This is a genomic window from Pseudomonas sp. SWRI179 (genome assembly GCF_014268705.1).
In the GTDB taxonomy this organism is placed as follows: Bacteria; Pseudomonadota; Gammaproteobacteria; order Pseudomonadales; family Pseudomonadaceae; genus Aquipseudomonas; species Aquipseudomonas zanjanensis.
In genome coordinates this window covers 86,080-101,707 of record NZ_JABWRA010000005.1, presented here as the reverse complement: position 1 = coordinate 101,707, position 15,628 = coordinate 86,080, and the positions used below count along the sequence as shown (strand labels likewise).

The window sequence follows — 15,628 nt, the reverse complement described above, 5'->3', positions numbered from 1 at the left end:
TTGCACGAACGGCTATGGCATTGCCATTAAATAACCGGCGGCGATATGAGCGCGGGGGATTGTCCGCAAGATTTGGTGAAAATTTCGTTCAAAGAATATTCGGAAACACAAAAAGCCCGGCCTACTGCACGGTTGTGCCGAACGCCATTGTGGTGGAGGACTTGATTGTGGCGAGGGAGCTTGCTCCCGCTCGGCTGCGCAGCAGTCGTAAAATCTGGATAGCGAAATATGCCTGACAGACCGCGGTGGCTGGATTGGGGCTGCTTCTCAGCCCAGCGGGAGCAAGCTCCCTCGCCACAGGGTTGCCGATCACTTCCAGATCAGTGTGAAACGATCACTTTCAGTGGAACTTGCGCCCCAGCCCCGCCGGCACGCCTTCGATGGTGGTTTCTTCCCACGGGCCGTTCGGGCTGACGGAACGGCTCCAACCGTTGTTCCAGCGGAAATAGGTGCGCTGGCGGTAGAACGTATTGGTCTGGTTATCCAGCACATAGACCCCCAGCTTGGCGTCCCAATGGCTGTTGCCACCCGGTGGCGGGGCGAAACTGGCGGAGGTACGTGGCACCGGCTTGGCCGGTTTGTTCGGGATGACTGGCTTGCCAGGAGGCGTGGACGGGGCCGGCTTGGTGGTCGGGGTCGACGGTGGAATCGGTGGCAGTGGCGCCGAGGGCTCCGGCGGACGCTGGACCGCGCAAGCGCTCAGGCCCATGACGAGCGTGAGCAGGGTGATACGAGCGATGGCGGTCATGGTGCGAATTCCTGTTATTTATCCGGGCTGTCGATGGTCAATTGTTGTTGCGCCGTGGTGCTGCTCGCCAGGGGCTGGCTGCGGCCGATCCACTCACCCGCGGTCGGCTGGCCGGCCCGGGAGACGCGCGCCATCAGTTGGACTTCGGGGAAGTTCGACAGTTTCAACTGGGGCATCATGGCGTCTGCATCGCCCAGTTCAACCGTGACCGGCAGATCGGCCACTGTCAGGCGCTTGGCGGCCAGGGGTGCCGGCGGGCCGGACACGGCGCGGGCAAAGATGAACACGCTGTCGCCAGGCTGCACCTTGGCCTTGAGCTCCGGCGCCAGGTCGACGCGAACCTTGAGCACTGCCCCGGTCTTGGCCGGCGGGGCCTGGACGACTTTGCCACCACTGGCCTGCAGCTTCTCGGTGGCCCGGGTAATGCCGCCCTGCAGCGCCTCGCGGGATTTGTCGCCTTCCGGCAGTTGCGCGAGCAGGCGCCCCCAGTAATCGATCGCCTCCTGATAGCGTTCGCCTTCAAACGCGGCGATGCCCAACAGGCCGAGGCTGGTGACTTCCTTCGGATCGAGCTTGAGCGCTTCGTCGGTCAAGGCCTGGACCTTATCCGACCATTTCTTGCCATCGGCGAAATACTGCGCCTGGGCCCACTGGCCCAACAGTTCCGGTTGGCGACCGGCGACCGCCACGGTGCGCTCGAAAATCTTCGCCGCATCCGCGGGCCGATCCTGGGCCATGTAGGTACGCCCGAGGAAATACAGGCCTTCGGCCGAGTCTGGCTGTGCCGCCACCGCGCGTTCCAGACGCTGGGTCATCTCTTCCATCGACTGCGGCGCCTGGGCGAATTCGCGCGTCAGCTCGACCTTGTCACTGGCACCGAAATGCATGTACAGCGCCAGGCCCAGCACCGGCACCAATACGGCGGCGAGCAACGGCAACGGTTTGCCTAGCCGGGATTCGCGCGGAGCATCGGCGCCCTCGGTGTCGGCGAGCAGCTCCCGGGCGGCTTCGGCACGACCGGTGTCCAGTTGCGCGGCGTTGAGCACGCCCTCCTCCCGCTCGGCTTGCAGTTCGGCCACGCGCTCCTGATACAGCGCCACGTTGAGTGCGGTGCGGTCCTCTTCGCGTTGAGCGCGACGACCACGCAGTACAGGGATCAACAGAAAACTCAGGGCAACCAGAAGAAGCAGACCTGCGGCGAGCCAGAAATCAATCATGCTTGGTTTTATCCAACAGTTGGTCGAGGCGCTGGCGCTCTTCGACAGAAAGCGTGTCCGGTGCGGCCGTGCGCTGGACCCGGCGCCGGCGCACGATGACTGCGATGATCACGAGACCACCGAGCAACAGCCCGGCGGGGCCGAACCAAAGCACCGCGGTCTTGGAGGACAGGGCGGGGTTGTAGCGCACGAACTCACCGTAGCGATCGACCATGAAGTCGATGATCTGCTGGTTGTCCTTGCCCTCGCCGAGCATGCGGAAGATTTCCTTGCGCAGGTCGGCGGCAATCGGGGCGTTGGAGTCGGCGATGTCCTGGTTCTGGCATTTGGGGCAGCGCAGTTCCTTGGTCAGTTCGCGAAACCGCTCGCGCTCGCCGTCGTTGGCGAATTCGTAGGTGTCGATGGCCGCCTGGGCCACACCGACCAGGCTCAACCCCAGGATGGCGGCGGCTAACCAGCGCTTCATGGCTTGGCCTCGTCCACCAGGGACTGGTATTTGGCGGCCAGTTTCTCGCGCCAGACCTGTTCGTCGATCACGCCGACGAACTTGTCGCGGATCACGCCCTTGGCATCGATGAAGAAGGTTTCCGGCGCGCCATAGACGCCCAGGTTCAGGCCCAGGGAGCCGTCTTCATCACGAATGTCCAGTTGATACGGATTGTGGAACTCGGCCAGCCACTTCAAGGCGTCGGCGTTGACGTCCTTGTAATTGACGCCGTAGATCACCACGCCGTTCTGGGCCAGCTTGTTCAGCACCGGGTGCTCGACCCGGCAGGAAATGCACCAGGTGCCCCACACGTTGACCAGCGCCGGCTTGCCCAGCAGGTCGGCACGGGTCAGGGTCTTGTCGCCTTGCACCGAAGGCAGGGAAAACTCCGGGAATGGCTTGCCGATCATCGCCGAGGGCAACTCGCTCGGGTTCAGGTACAACCCCCGGTACAAGAACACCGCCATCAACAGGAACAGCGCCAACGGCAACAGCATCAACCAACGTTTCATGCAGTGGCTCCCGTCACGCCCAGGGCTTCACGCACCCGGGTTCTCACCTTGACTCGATAACGCCGATCCAGCGCCGCCAGCATCCCGCCCAGGCCGGTGAGCAAGCCACCGAACCAGATCCAGCGCACGAACGGCTTGACATGAACGCGCACCGCCCACGCGCCGTCGCCCAGGGACTCGCCCAGGGCCACGTAGAGATCGCGAGTGAACCCGGCATCGATCCCGGCTTCAGTCATGACCGAGTTCTGCACGGTGTAGAGGCGTTTTTCCGGGTGCAGCACGGTGATTTCCTGGCCGTTGCGAATGACCCGCACAGTGCCTTTGTCAGAGGTGAAGTTCGGCCCTTCGAAATGCTTGGCGCCTTCGAACACGAACTGATAGCCCCCCAGGTCCATGGACTCCCCCGGCGCCAGGCGCAGGTCGCGCTCGGCACTGTTCTGGCTGGACAACACCACGCCCAAGGCGCAGACGGCGATGCCCAGGTGGGCGATCTGCATGCCCCAATAACTGCGAGTCAGGGATGGCAGGCCTTTGATCAGGCCTTTGTGGCGGGTCTTGTCGAAGATGTCCCGGACGCCGGCCAGCAACACCCAGGCCGCCAGCACGAACGTCGCCAGCACCGCCCAGTTGAAATCGCCGTAGGCCACGCCGGCCACCACGGCCAGGGCGGCCGTGCCCAGCAGCACCGGGGTCAACATGCCCAGTAGCCACTTGACCGGGGTGTCTTTCCAGCGCACCAGCATACCGATGGCCATCACCACCATCAGGATCGCCATCAGCGGGATGAACAACGCATTGAAGTACGGCGGACCCACCGACAGCTTGGCGCCGGACAGTGCATCGAGCACCAGCGGGTACAACGTACCCAGCAGGATCATCGAAGCCGCCACCACCAGCACCAGGTTGTTGCCCAGCAACAGGGTTTCCCGCGACCAGAGGTTGAAGCCGACCTGGCTCTTGACCACCGGCGCCCGTAGGGCGAACAGCGTCAGCGAACCGCCAACGACGAACAGCAGGAACAGCAGGATGAACACACCGCGCTCAGGGTCCGAGGCAAAGGCATGCACCGACGTCAGCACGCCGGAACGCACCAGGAACGTGCCCAACAGGCTCAACGAGAACGCCGCGATGGCCAGCAGCACGGTCCAGCTCTTGAACACACCGCGCTTTTCCGTGACGGCGAGGGAGTGAATCAGCGCGGTCCCCACCAGCCAAGGCATGAAGGATGCGTTTTCCACCGGATCCCAGAACCACCAGCCGCCCCAGCCCAGCTCGTAGTAGGCCCACCAGGAGCCCAACGTGATACCGACACCGAGGAAGGCCCAGGCGACGATGGTCCACGGGCGCGACCAGCGCGCCCAGGCGGCATCGAGACGCCCGCCGAGCAACGCGGCGATGGCGAAGGCGAAGGCCACGGAAAAACCGACGTAACCCATGTAGAGCATCGGCGGGTGAACGATCAGGCCGATGTCTTGCAGCAATGGATTGAGGTCGCGGCCATCCATCGGCATCTGCGGCAGGATGCGCTCGAACGGGTTGGACGTGACGATCAGGAACAGCAGGAAACCGGTGCTGATCATGCCCATGATCGCCAGTACGCGGGCGAGCATCACGCGTGGTAATTGCCGGGAGAACACCGAGACCGCAAAGGTCCATCCGGCGAGAATCAAAGCCCAGAGCAACAGCGACCCTTCGTGGGCGCCCCACACCGCGCTGAACTTGTAATACCAGGGCAAGGCGCTGTTGGAGTTGCTGGCGACGTACTCCACGGAGAAATCGTCAGCCATGAACGCGTAGGTCAGGCAACCGAAGGCGAACAGCATGAACGCGAACTGCCCCCATGCCGCCGGCTGTGCCAGGCTCATCCACAACCGGTCGCCACGCCAGGCACCGAGCAGGGGCACCACGGCCTGGACCAGGGAGAAACACAGGGCCAGGATCATCGCCAGGTGGCCCAACTCGGGAATAAAGATACCAGCCGTCATCGGTCAGCCCTCCTTCACAGGCGCGGGTGCCGACTGGCCGCTGTCTTTCAGGGCCTTGGTCACTTCCGGCGGCATGTATTTCTCATCGTGCTTGGCCAGCACTTCATCGGCGACCACAACGCCGTCAGCGTTGAGCTTGCCCAGGGCGACGATGCCCTGCCCTTCGCGGAACAGGTCCGGGAGAATGCCGCGATAGGTGATGGTCACGGTCTTGCTGAAATCGGTGACATTGAATTTCACGTCCAGCGAATCCCCGGAACGCACCAGCGAGCCCTGCTCCACCATGCCACCGGCGCGGATGCGTGTGTCTTTCGGCGCTTCGCCATTGGCGATCTGGGTTGGGGTGTAGAACAGGTTGATGTTCTGCTGCAAGGCGCTGAGAGCCAGGCCGACCGCGGCACCGACACCCACCAGGATCGCCAGAATGATGACAAGACGTTTTTTGCGCAGCGGATTCACTGACCGTTCTCCCGGCGCAGACGACGCGCCTCTTGTTGCAGATACCGCTTGCGGGCCAGGATCGGCACCGCCACGTTGAGGGCCAGCACCACCAGGCAAATGCCATAGGCTGACCAGACATATAGGCCATGATGGCCCATGGCGAGGAAATCGCCGAATGAAGCGAAACTCATCGAGCGGCCTCCAGGCTGTTCTGTACTTCGGCCTTCACCCAACTGGCCCGGGACTCGCGCTTGAGCACTTCCAGGCGCATGCGCAGCAACAGCACCGCGCCGAAGAAACAGTAGAAGCCCAGCACCGTCAGCAACAGCGGCAGCCACATTTCGACGGGCATCGCCGGTTTTTCGGTCAGGGTGAAGGTCGCGCCCTGATGCAAGGTGTTCCACCACTCCACCGAATACTTGATGATCGGGATGTTGATCACGCCGACAATCGCCAGCACCGCGCAGGCCTTGGCCGCGCTGTCACGATTGCTGATGGCGTTGCCCAGCGCAATAAGACCGAAGTACAGGAACAGCAGGATCAGCATCGACGTCAGCCGCGCATCCCAGACCCACCACGAACCCCAGGTCGGCTTGCCCCAGATGGCCCCGGTGACCAGCGCCACGGCGGTCATCCAGGCGCCGATGGGGGCGGCGCATTGCAGCGCCACGTCGGCCAGTTTCATCTTCCACACCAGCCCGACCACACCGCACACCGCCAGCATCACATAGATGGACTGGGCCAGCAGGGCCGTGGGCACGTGGATATAAATGATGCGAAAGCTGTTGCCCTGCTGGTAGTCCGGCGGGGCGAAGGCCAGGCCCCACACCACGCCAGAACCCATCAATAGCAGCGCGAAGAGGCTCAACCAGGGGAGCAGTTTGCCGCTGATGCCGTAGAACCACTTGGGTGAGCCGAGCTTATGAAACCAGGTCCAGTTCATTGCTGTTTCCATCACGGTTGCGGTTCGCCATCACGAACCGCCGGGGCTGCCTTTACTTCCAGGGAAGTGGTCAATTTTTGACCAGGCCTCGTTATTATTCGCCGACGCTGATTTTCAGGCCAGCGGCTATTGCGAAGGGTGTCAGGGTTATCGCCAGGGCGGTCAGGCTCCCAAGCCACAGCAGATAACCGGTCGCGGGCATGCCTTGCAATGCGGCTTGCAAGGCACCGCTGCCCAGGATCAACACCGGGATATACAACGGCAGGATCAGCAGCGCCAACAACAGGCCGCCGCGCTTCAAACCCACCGTCAACGCCGCGCCCACCGCACCGAGCAAGCTCAGCACCGGAGTGCCCAGCAGCAGCGACACCAGCAGCACCGGCATGCACGCGGCGGGCAAGCCCAGCATCATCGCCAGCAGCGGCGAGAGCAGCACCAGTGCCAGCCCGGAAAAAACCCAGTGTGCCAGTACCTTGGCCAAAACCAGAAGGGCCAGGGGGTGCGACGAAAGGACCCACTGTTCCAGTGAGCCGTCTTCGAAATCACTGCGGAAAAGCCCGTCCAGCGAGAGCAGGACCGATAAAAGCGCGGCCACCCAGACCAGTCCTGGAGACAAGGTTTGCAACAATTGAGTCTCCGGACCGACCGCCAACGGGAAGAGCGCGATGACAATCGCGAAGAATACCAGCGGATTGGCCAATTCGGCCGGACGACGAAACAGCAGGCGCGCCTCGCGGGCAAGCAGCAGGCCAAACACACTCATACGGCCCAATTCCCCAGATCGATATTGCGATAACCGGACGGCATCCGCGCCAGCGTGTGGTGGGTCGTCAACAGGACCATGCCGCCGTTCTCGCAGTGCCGGGCCAGGTGTTCCTCGAGTTGCGCGACGCCCTGCTTGTCCAGGGCAGTGAACGGCTCGTCGAGAATCCACAGCGGCGGGCCGTCCAGGTACAACCGGGCCAAGGCCACTCGGCGCTGCTGGCCGGCGGACAGGGTGTGGCTCGGCACGTCTTCGAAGCCGCGCAGCCCGACCGCCGCCAACGCTTGCCAGATCGCCTCGCGCTCGGCCGGCGTATGCAGCGCACAGAGCCAACTGAGGTTTTCTTCGGGGGTCAGCAAATCCTTGATGCCCGCGGCGTGGCCGATCCAGAGCAGGTTACGGGCCAGTTCGCTGCGCTGGCTGTGCAAGGGCTGGCCATTGAGCAACACTTGCCCTGCGGTGGGCTGCATCAACCCGGCGAGCAGGCGCAACAGACTGGTCTTGCCACTGCCGTTGGGGCCACTGATCTGCACCATGTCGCCAGGCGAGAGTCTCAATTCCAGATGTTCGAAAAGCAGCCGCAAGTCTCGCTCACAGGCGAGGCCAACGGTTTGCAGGAGAGGACTGGTCAAGGGATCGCGGGCCTTATACGGTGTTCAAGTCGGCGGTGCAGCGGCCGTTAAAGAGGTGCAGCATAGATGCTTTGACGGCCTGTTCCACAGAGCTGCGTCAAACAATTGCAAGGTTTTCGCCACTCCCTGAAAGACGGGCGGCATTATACATGCCCTGACCTACTCTCAAGAGAGCTTATTTCCCCAAGGTAAGACCGCAAATGACAGGCGACATGAACATCCTGCCGCTGCCCCAGGCCACGGCAACGACGCGTATGCCAACGGTGACGGGGGAGCTGCTCAAGTTGCTGGCACCAGCCGAAGGGCTGATCGGGCCCGGCCAGACCGCCAAGGCCGAGGTGCTGTCGCTCAAGCAGGCGGACCAGACTTTTCAGCTACTGCTCAAGGTCACCCTGGAGAGCGGTCGACAGGCCACCGTGCAGGCCACCAGCACCCAGCCACTGCCCCAGGGCACCAGCCTGGCCGTGACCCAGCCGTCCGCCAGCAACCTGGCGATTGCCGTGCAACAGGCCGTTGCCTCCAGCGTTGCCACCTTGACGCGCATCGACACCGCGCAGATGCCGGTGGGCACGTTGCTGCAAGGCAAGGTGTTGACCAGCCAGGCGTTGCCCTCCTTGCCCGGACAGCCGGTGGTCTACCGGTCGTTGGTGAGCCTGCTCAACACCGCCCAGGCTGGCAGCACCCTGGACATCGACAGTCCCCAACCGCTGCGCATCGGCACACTCTTGAGCGCCCAGGTGCAAGATGCCCAGACGCTGAAATTCGTACCCCTGAGCAACCGTCAGGAGCAACTGGCGGTAAGCCAGCAACTGGTTACCCAAGTCAGCCGCCAGGGCTCGCTGGACAGTCTGATCACTGCGCTGCAAAACCTTCCCGTCACTGACGACACAGAAACACAGCTGCGCGCGGCGGTGACTCGCTTGCTGGCAGGCCTGCCGGATGTCCAGCAACTGAGCACGCCCAAGGGCGTGGCCCAGGCCATGATCGCCAGCGGTGTGTTCCTGGAAAGCAAACTGCTCGCCGGACAGCCACCGAGCCTGGCGCCGGACATGAAGGGCGACCTGCTGAAACTGATTGCCCAGCTGACACCGGCCCTGCCCGCCTCGACCAACCTCGGCGCCATCATTGCCGCCAACACGCTGGCCCAGGCCCTGCCGAGTTTCGTTCGCAGTGCCCTGGGGATGCTCGGCCAGGTCAGCGCCAAACCGTCGCCCACCAGCTTTCCGCTGCCCTCCCGGCAGCTGAAAGAGCAGGACGAAGAAGGCGACCTGGAACACCTGCTGCGCCTGGCCGCCGCGGCCGTGTCGCGCCTGCAAAGCCATCAGTTGTCGAGCCTTGAACAGACCGGCCTGACCGACGACGGCCGACTGATGAGTACCTGGCAGTTGGAGATCCCGATGCGCAACTTGCAGGACATCGTGCCATTGCAGGTCAAGTTCCAGCGCGAGGAAACCCCGCCCCGGGAACAACCCGACAAACGCCGGGAAGAACGCGAGCCGAAACAGCAGCTCTGGCGGGTGGAACTGGCGTTCGACGTGGAACCGCTCGGCCCCTTGCAGGTCCAGGCCCAGTTGCTCAGCGGCAGCCTGTCCAGCCAGTTATGGGCAGAACGGCCGTATACCGCGAGCCTGATCGAAAGCAACTTGACCGCCTTGCGTGAACGCCTTGTGACCTGTGGCCTGAACGTCGGTGACCTGGACTGCCACCTCGGTACCCCGCCCCAAGGCCCCAAGACTCGCCTGGAACAGCGCTGGGTGGACGAAACCGCATGACCACCCACACTGAACCCCGCCAAGCCATCGCCCTCAAGTACGACGGCCACCACGCCCCGACCCTCACCGCCAAGGGCGACGAGGCCCTGGCCGAGGAAATCCTGCGCATCGCCCGCGAAAGCGAAGTACCGATCTATGAAAATGCCGAACTGGTGAAGCTGTTGGCACGGATGGAGTTGGGGGACAGCATCCCGGAGGAACTGTACCGCACGATTGCCGAGATCATTGCGTTTGCTTGGAACCTCAAGGGCAAGTTTCCGCAAGGGTTTGACCCGCACGCACCGAGTGTCGAAAAGGATGTGACCGACCGCGGTGACGATTACTGATCAGTGGCGAGGGGATTTATCCCCGCTGGGTTGCGCAGCGACCCCATTTTTGCGGCTGCTGCGCACCCGAGCGGGGAATAAATCCCCTCGCCACAGGGGCTGGGCTGGAAAGATTGGCGCGCCAGAAAAACCTGTGGGAGCGAGCCTGCTCGCGATGACGGAATCACACCCGACATTTCTATCGACTGCCACACCGCTATCGCGAGCAGGCTCGCTCCCACATTGGTCTTGGGTGATAGCTAAAGATCAGCCGCCCTTGTGCAGCTTGCTCATCAACTCCGCCTCGGCCTGGGTCAGGCCGCAGGCTTGGGTCAGTTCGTCGACGCTGGCGCCCATGCCCACCAGGCGGGCGGCCTGGGCGAAGGACAGGCTGGAGGGGTCGCGCTGTTCCAACTGGGCGAGTTTGTCCGGCAACGGCGCGACCACGGCACGCAGCTCATGGAGCGCTTCGCCCATGCGCACGGTGCCGTTCTGGTAATCGTCGACGCGCTTGGCCAGGTCCTTGATGCGCTGGTCGCGCAGCGCATCGCCCTGGGCCTGCTGAGCGGCGATCTGCCGCTGGCCACGTATGTACGCCAAGAACATCGTCAGCGTGCCTGCCCAGAAAAGGAACAGGACAATGACTGCTACCTCAAGAATCAAATCAGATACTCTCCAGTTCCGACCACTCTTCTTCGCTCATCATCTTGTCCAGTTCAACCAGGATCAGCAACTCGTTGTTCTTGTTGCACACGCCCTGAATGAACTTGGCGGATTCTTCGTTACCCACGTTTGGCGCGGTTTCGATTTCCGATTGGCGCAGGTAAACCACTTCGGCAACGCTGTCGACCATGATGCCGACCACTTGCTTGTCGGCTTCGATGATGACGATCCGGGTGTTGTCGCTGATCTCGGCGTTCATCAGGCCGAAGCGCTGGCGGGTATCGATCACGGTGACCACGTTGCCGCGCAGGTTGATGATGCCCAGCACATAGCTCGGTGCACCCGGTACCGGGGCGATCTCGGTATAGCGCAGCACTTCCTGAACGCGCATCACGTTGATGCCGTAGGTTTCGTTATCGAGCTTGAAGGTCACCCATTGCAGAATCGGATCTTCAGAACCCTTTTGAGACGACGCCTTATCATTCATACCCTGACCCCTCGAAAAACCGCCTGTGGCGGCGTGTATTCTGTCCGGCGACTGTGCGCCACCGGTTGTCTTATTTCGGTTTCTGGGCTGGCTTCTTGCTGCCACCCAGGTGTTTTGCCCCGCCGCTGGCGATCAGCTCCGCCAGTTCGGAAACGTCCAGCAAGGCGCACATGTGCTCGATCACCGTACCGGCCAGCCATGGCCGTTGCCCTCGATGGCTGCGCCACTTGATCTCGTTCGGGTCCAGGCGCAGCGAACGGCTGACCTGATGCACCGCCAATCCCCATTCATAACCTTGCACCGAAATCACGTATTGCAAGCCCTGGCGAAAGTCATCGCGATAACGGTCCGGCATGACCCAGCGCGCCGTATCCAGCACCTTCAGGTTGCCGGCCTGGCTCGGCAGGATCCCGAGGAACCATTCCGGCTGGCCAAACAACGGCGTCAATTCCTGCCCGGCCAGGGAGTAGATCGATCCCAGGCAGACCAGCGGCACCGCCAGGGTCAACCCGGCCACATCGAACAACAAACACTCGAACGGCTCGGCCGCCCAGGCCGGACGGTCGTCGCCCGGCACCGGTGGCGGCGGACTGCTCGGCGGCAAGTGGACTTCCACCACCGGCGTCACCAGGCCCTGCAGCAACGGGGCGACGGTCGAGACCGGGGCCAGGATCGGCGCAGGTGCGTCCATGACCGCCAGTTGCGGCTTGATGAACGGTGCTTCGACCGCCGCAGCCACTACTGATTTGCGTGCATCACGGGCCTGCTCTTCGAGCACGGCCGCTTGAAATTCATCCAGCACACCCTCGGCTTCGACGGGTTCGGGCAACGCCTCGATCACGCTTGGCGGCGGTGGTAGTTCTTCGGTCGCTTCCTGCAACAGCCCATCCAGATAGGACTGCAGGGCCATTTGCGGACGCGAGGTTGTCTTTATCGGGCGGCTCATGGGAACAGTGCGCCACTTGAAGAGGTTATCGGCATGAATGCGCTAGGACTTGAGTGCTCGCAAGCGAACACGATGCCAGTGGAAAGCCTCGTCACCTTAAGCCACCTGCTGCGGAACAAGCTGTTGGGCGAGCAGGTGCTTGAGCAGCGCCCGGTAAGCCAGTACGCCACGGCTCTTGCCATCGAATTGCGAAGGGGTCACACCGGCACGGCTGGCATCGCGCAGGCGCGTATCAACCGGGATATAGCCTTGCCAGATGTCCTCCGGGTACATGTCCCGCAAGACGCGCAGGGTGCCCAGGGACGCCTGGGTGCGACGATCGAACAGGGTCGGCACGATGTTGAAGGCCAGCGTCTGCTTGCGCGAACGATTGACCATCGCCAGGGTATTGACCATGCGCTCCAGGCCCTTGACCGCCAAATGCTCGGTCTGCACCGGGATCACCAGTTGTTGGCTGGCTGCCAAGGCATTGACCATCAGCAAACCCAGCAACGGCGGGCTGTCGATGATCGCGTAATCGAAATCCTGCCACAGCTGCGCCAGACTCTTGGCGATCACCAGGCCCAGCCCGCTCTGCCCAGGCGACTGTCGCTCCAGGGTGGCCAGTGCGGTGCTCGACGGCAACAGCGAAATGCGCTCGTCGCTGGTGGACAACAGCAACTGCCCCGGCAGGCCCTCGGGCACCACGCCCTTGTGCAGGAACAGGTCGTAGTTACTGTGCTCCAGGCTGTCGGGATCGTAGCCGAAATAGCTGGTCATCGAGCCGTGGGGGTCCAGGTCGACGATGACCACGCGCTTGCCCGCCTCGGCCAGCAACCCGGCTAAAGCGATGGAAGATGTGGTCTTGCCCACACCACCTTTTTGATTGGCGACTGCCCAGACTCTCATTCGGATCGTTCCTCCCGGCCGAAACTGGCTCGACCGAGAAATAGCTCGGTTATAAAGCGGGTGACGGAGAATTGACGGCACTCTGTCTTCCCGGCGACTTGACCGGAGCCGGTGCAGTTTGTGTGCCAGCCCGCTTCAATGCCGCGTCCGGGGTTGCTTTGGCCGTACCGGTACCGGTCAGACTGCGACGCACATCGAGGTTGCGCGACACCACCAATATTACGCGACGGTTGCGCGCACGCCCCTCGGCGGTGGCGTTGTTGGCCACCGGCTGGAACTCGCCATACCCCACCGATGCCAAGCGCCCGGGATTGAGTCCCTGCATCGCCAGCATGCGCACGATGCTCGCCGAGCGGGCCGAGGACAGTTCCCAGTTGGTCGGGTATTGCGCGGTACGGATCGGCTGGTCGTCGGTGAAGCCTTCGACGTGGATCGGGTTGTCGAACGGCTTGAGGATCGCCGCGACCTTATCGATGATGTTGAACGCCATGTCGCTGGGCATGGCATCGCCACTGCCGAACAACAGGCTGGAATTGAGTTCGATCTCGACCCACAGCTCGTTGCCGCGCACGGTCATCTGGTTGGAGCTGATCAGGTCGCCGAACGCCGCGCTGATGTCGTCGGCGATGCTTTTCAACGGATCGCTACTGCCGGCGATACCGGCGTCGACCTGCTCGCTGTCCTTGACCAAGGGTTTGGCCGGCGTGGTGGTCTTGGGCCGCTCCTCGCCGATCGGAATGGGCTTGAGAGCCCGGTCGGAATCAGTGAAGACCCCAATCAACGCCTCGGAAATGACTTTGTACTTGCCTTCGTTGACTGACGAGATCGAATACATGACCACGAAAAAAGCGAACAGCAGCGTGATGAAGTCGGCGTAGGAAACCAGCCAGCGTTCATGGTTGACGTGTTCTTCACGATGCCTGCGACGTGCCATGCTCCATATCCCCCATTAATCCATGAAGCCCTGGAGCTTCAATTCAATGGAGCGCGGGTTCTCACCCTCGGCGATCGACAGGATCCCTTCCAGCAGCATTTCGCGATAGCGCGACTGGCGCAACGCGATGGACTTGAGTTTGGCCGCGATCGGCAGCAACACCAGGTTGGCGCTCGCCACGCCGTAGATCGTCGCGACGAAGGCCACGGCGATGCCGCTGCCCAGTTGCGACGGATCGGCCAGGTTGCCCATTACATGGATCAGACCCATCACCGCACCGATGATGCCAATGGTCGGCGCGTAGCCGCCCATGCTTTCGAAGACCTTGGCCGCCTCGATGTCGCGACTTTCCTGGGTGTAGAAGTCCACCTCCAGGATGCTGCGGATGGCTTCCGGCTCGGCGCCGTCCACCAACAATTGCAGGCCTTTGCGCGAATAGCTGTCAGGCTCGGCATCGGCCACCCCTTCCAGGCCCAGCAAGCCTTCCTTGCGAGCGGTCAGGCTCCAGTTCACCACGCGGTCGATGCCACCAGCCAGGTCGACACGGGGCGGGAACAGAATCCAGATCAGCACCTGCATGGCGCGCTTGAAAGCGCTCATGGGTGATTGCAACAGCGCCGCGCCAATGGTGCCGCCGATCACGATCAACGCCGCCGGACCGTTGGCCAGCGCGCCGAGATGACCGCCTTCCAGGTAATTGCCGCCAATGATGGCGACGAACGCCATGGTGATGCCAATCAGGCTGAGCACATCCATTACAGGCAGGCCTCGACCAGGTGTCGACCGATGTCATCCAACCCGTACACCGCGTCGGCAAGATCAGCTTTCACGATCGCCATGGGCATGCCGTAGATCACGCAACTGGCTTCGTCCTGGGCCCAGATCGCACTGCCGCCCTGCTTGAGCAGGCGCGCGCCTTCGCGACCGTCGGCGCCCATGCCGGTCAGCACCACTGCCAAAACTTTGTCACCGTAGGACTTGGCGGCGGAACCGAAGGTAATGTCCACGCAAGGCTTGTAGTTCAGACGCTCATCGCCCGGCAGGATTTTCACCGCGCCGCGGCCGTCGATCATCATCTGCTTGCCACCCGGTGCCAGCAACGCCAGGCCGGGACGCAGGATGTCGCCATCCTCGGCCTCCTTGACGCTGATGTTGCAGAGCTTGTCCAAGCGCTCGGCAAATGCCTTGGTGAACGCCGCCGGCATGTGCTGGATCAGCACGATGGGGGCCGGGAAGTTGGCGGGCAACTGAGTCAGGACCCGTTGCAGCGCCACCGGGCCGCCGGTGGACGTGCCGATCGCCACCAGCTTGTAGGCTTTGCGCTTGGGTGCCGGCGACGATGCACTGGCAGGCGCCGAACGCGTCGGCGCAGGTGCCGGGGCGCTACGCACCGGTGCAGGATTGAAGCTGCTCGAAACCGTCGGCGCAGGCGCAGGGCTTGGCGCCGCCACCGGGGCGGGTGCCGGCGCGCTATAGGCACTGACACGGCGATTGCTGCGGGAAATGCTGTGGACCTTTTCGCACAGCAACTGCCGGACCTTGTCCGGGTTGCGCGAAATATCTTCGAAATTCTTCGGCAGGAAATCCACCGCCCCGGCGTCCAGCGCATCGAGGGTCACCCGGGCGCCTTCATGAGTCAGGGAGGAGAACATCAAGACCGGGGTCGGGCAGCGCTGCATGATATGCCGCACGGCCGTGATGCCGTCCATCATCGGCATCTCGTAGTCCATGGTGATCACGTCCGGCTTGAGTGCCAGGGCCTGATCGATCGCCTCTTTGCCGTTAGTCGCGGTACCGACGACCTGAATACTCGTGTCCGCTGAAAGAATTTCCGAGACGCGGCGACGGAAAAAACCCGAATCGTCCACCACCAGGACTTTAACTACCATAAACACTCCGTTAGAC

The 15,628-nt window shown here is 62.7% G+C and carries 20 protein-coding genes; 3 read left to right on the top strand and 17 right to left on the bottom strand.

Annotation, left to right across the window (positions count from 1 at the left end; all coding sequences use genetic code 11):
* The first annotated feature begins 14 nt into the window (after positions 1–14).
* On the top strand, positions 15–236 hold the full coding sequence (locus HU767_RS04505; protein ID WP_186728634.1) for a hypothetical protein: 222 nt from the start codon (positions 15–17) through the stop codon (positions 234–236).
* A 104-nt stretch (positions 237–340) separates the two neighbouring features.
* Here HU767_RS04505 and HU767_RS04500 read toward each other — a convergent pair whose 3' ends face one another.
* The 10 genes from HU767_RS04500 to ccmA all read right to left on the bottom strand — a co-directional run bounded on the left by HU767_RS04500 (position 341) and on the right by ccmA (position 7,728).
* On the bottom strand, positions 341–748 hold the full coding sequence (locus HU767_RS04500) for a hypothetical protein (protein ID WP_186728633.1): 408 nt from the start codon (positions 746–748) through the stop codon (positions 341–343).
* A 14-nt stretch (positions 749–762) separates the two neighbouring features.
* The gene (gene ccmI / locus HU767_RS04495; RefSeq protein WP_186728632.1) at positions 763–1,965 is read right to left on the bottom strand and encodes a c-type cytochrome biogenesis protein CcmI; all 1,203 of its coding nucleotides are present in this window, start codon (positions 1,963–1,965) and stop codon (positions 763–765) included.
* Positions 1,958–2,431 carry a cytochrome c-type biogenesis protein gene (locus tag HU767_RS04490; RefSeq protein WP_186704695.1) on the bottom strand — a complete coding sequence of 158 codons (474 nt, stop codon included), beginning with the start codon at positions 2,429–2,431 and terminating at the stop codon, positions 1,958–1,960. The genes ccmI and HU767_RS04490 overlap by 8 nt, the downstream gene beginning before the upstream one ends.
* Entirely contained in the window at positions 2,428–2,964 is a 537-nt protein-coding gene (locus HU767_RS04485; RefSeq protein ID WP_186728631.1) for a DsbE family thiol:disulfide interchange protein, read from the bottom strand. The genes HU767_RS04490 and HU767_RS04485 overlap by 4 nt, the downstream gene beginning before the upstream one ends.
* The gene (locus HU767_RS04480) at positions 2,961–4,949 is read right to left on the bottom strand and encodes a heme lyase CcmF/NrfE family subunit (RefSeq protein WP_186728630.1); all 1,989 of its coding nucleotides are present in this window, start codon (positions 4,947–4,949) and stop codon (positions 2,961–2,963) included. The genes HU767_RS04485 and HU767_RS04480 overlap by 4 nt, the downstream gene beginning before the upstream one ends.
* A gap of 3 nt (positions 4,950–4,952) precedes the next feature.
* Entirely contained in the window at positions 4,953–5,408 is a 456-nt protein-coding gene (gene ccmE / locus HU767_RS04475) for a cytochrome c maturation protein CcmE (protein WP_186704692.1), read from the bottom strand.
* On the bottom strand, positions 5,405–5,581 hold the full coding sequence (gene ccmD / locus HU767_RS04470; protein WP_003199159.1) for a heme exporter protein CcmD: 177 nt from the start codon (positions 5,579–5,581) through the stop codon (positions 5,405–5,407). Before ccmD ends, ccmE begins: the two co-directional genes overlap by 4 nt.
* Positions 5,578–6,333: a heme ABC transporter permease gene (locus HU767_RS04465; protein ID WP_081352495.1), complete on the bottom strand. Its 756-nt coding sequence runs from the start codon at positions 6,331–6,333 to the stop codon at positions 5,578–5,580. The genes ccmD and HU767_RS04465 overlap by 4 nt, the downstream gene beginning before the upstream one ends.
* 94 nt (positions 6,334–6,427) lie before the next feature.
* Positions 6,428–7,096: a heme exporter protein CcmB gene (gene ccmB / locus HU767_RS04460; RefSeq protein WP_003183957.1), complete on the bottom strand. Its 669-nt coding sequence runs from the start codon at positions 7,094–7,096 to the stop codon at positions 6,428–6,430.
* On the bottom strand, positions 7,093–7,728 hold the full coding sequence (gene ccmA / locus HU767_RS04455; RefSeq protein ID WP_186704691.1) for a cytochrome c biogenesis heme-transporting ATPase CcmA: 636 nt from the start codon (positions 7,726–7,728) through the stop codon (positions 7,093–7,095). The genes ccmB and ccmA overlap by 4 nt, the downstream gene beginning before the upstream one ends.
* Positions 7,729–7,928: 200 nt before the next feature.
* Here ccmA and HU767_RS04450 point away from each other — a divergent pair, with 200 nt between their 5' ends.
* Complete coding sequence (locus HU767_RS04450; protein WP_186728629.1) at positions 7,929–9,500, top strand: flagellar hook-length control protein FliK; 1,572 nt, start codon at positions 7,929–7,931, stop codon at positions 9,498–9,500.
* A complete protein-coding gene (locus HU767_RS04445) occupies positions 9,497–9,826 on the top strand; it encodes an EscU/YscU/HrcU family type III secretion system export apparatus switch protein (RefSeq protein WP_186704689.1) in 330 nt (109 codons plus the stop codon). Before HU767_RS04450 ends, HU767_RS04445 begins: the two co-directional genes overlap by 4 nt.
* Before the next feature lie 246 nt (positions 9,827–10,072).
* On the opposite strand, the gene HU767_RS04440 is transcribed toward HU767_RS04445, so the two are convergent.
* The 7 genes from HU767_RS04440 to HU767_RS04410 form a co-directional block, all read right to left on the bottom strand.
* A complete protein-coding gene (locus tag HU767_RS04440; RefSeq protein ID WP_186728628.1) occupies positions 10,073–10,468 on the bottom strand; it encodes a DUF2802 domain-containing protein in 396 nt (131 codons plus the stop codon).
* A 1-nt stretch (position 10,469) separates the two neighbouring features.
* Positions 10,470–10,955: a chemotaxis protein CheW gene (locus HU767_RS04435; RefSeq protein ID WP_003199144.1), complete on the bottom strand. Its 486-nt coding sequence runs from the start codon at positions 10,953–10,955 to the stop codon at positions 10,470–10,472.
* Positions 10,956–11,025: 70 nt separating this feature from the next.
* Positions 11,026–11,901, bottom strand: coding sequence for a CheW domain-containing protein (locus tag HU767_RS04430; RefSeq protein WP_186728627.1), 876 nt, complete (start codon positions 11,899–11,901; stop codon positions 11,026–11,028).
* Between the two features lie 96 nt (positions 11,902–11,997).
* Positions 11,998–12,789, bottom strand: a complete 792-nt coding sequence (locus tag HU767_RS04425) for a ParA family protein (protein ID WP_053120309.1) — start codon at positions 12,787–12,789, stop codon at positions 11,998–12,000.
* A gap of 49 nt (positions 12,790–12,838) precedes the next feature.
* The gene (motD, locus tag HU767_RS04420) at positions 12,839–13,723 is read right to left on the bottom strand and encodes a flagellar motor protein MotD (RefSeq protein WP_186704687.1); all 885 of its coding nucleotides are present in this window, start codon (positions 13,721–13,723) and stop codon (positions 12,839–12,841) included.
* 15 nt (positions 13,724–13,738) lie between these two features.
* Positions 13,739–14,479: a flagellar motor protein gene (locus HU767_RS04415; protein WP_186728626.1), complete on the bottom strand. Its 741-nt coding sequence runs from the start codon at positions 14,477–14,479 to the stop codon at positions 13,739–13,741.
* Entirely contained in the window at positions 14,479–15,612 is a 1,134-nt protein-coding gene (locus HU767_RS04410; protein ID WP_186728625.1) for a chemotaxis response regulator protein-glutamate methylesterase, read from the bottom strand. Before HU767_RS04410 ends, HU767_RS04415 begins: the two co-directional genes overlap by 1 nt.
* Positions 15,613–15,628 lie beyond the last annotated feature (16 nt).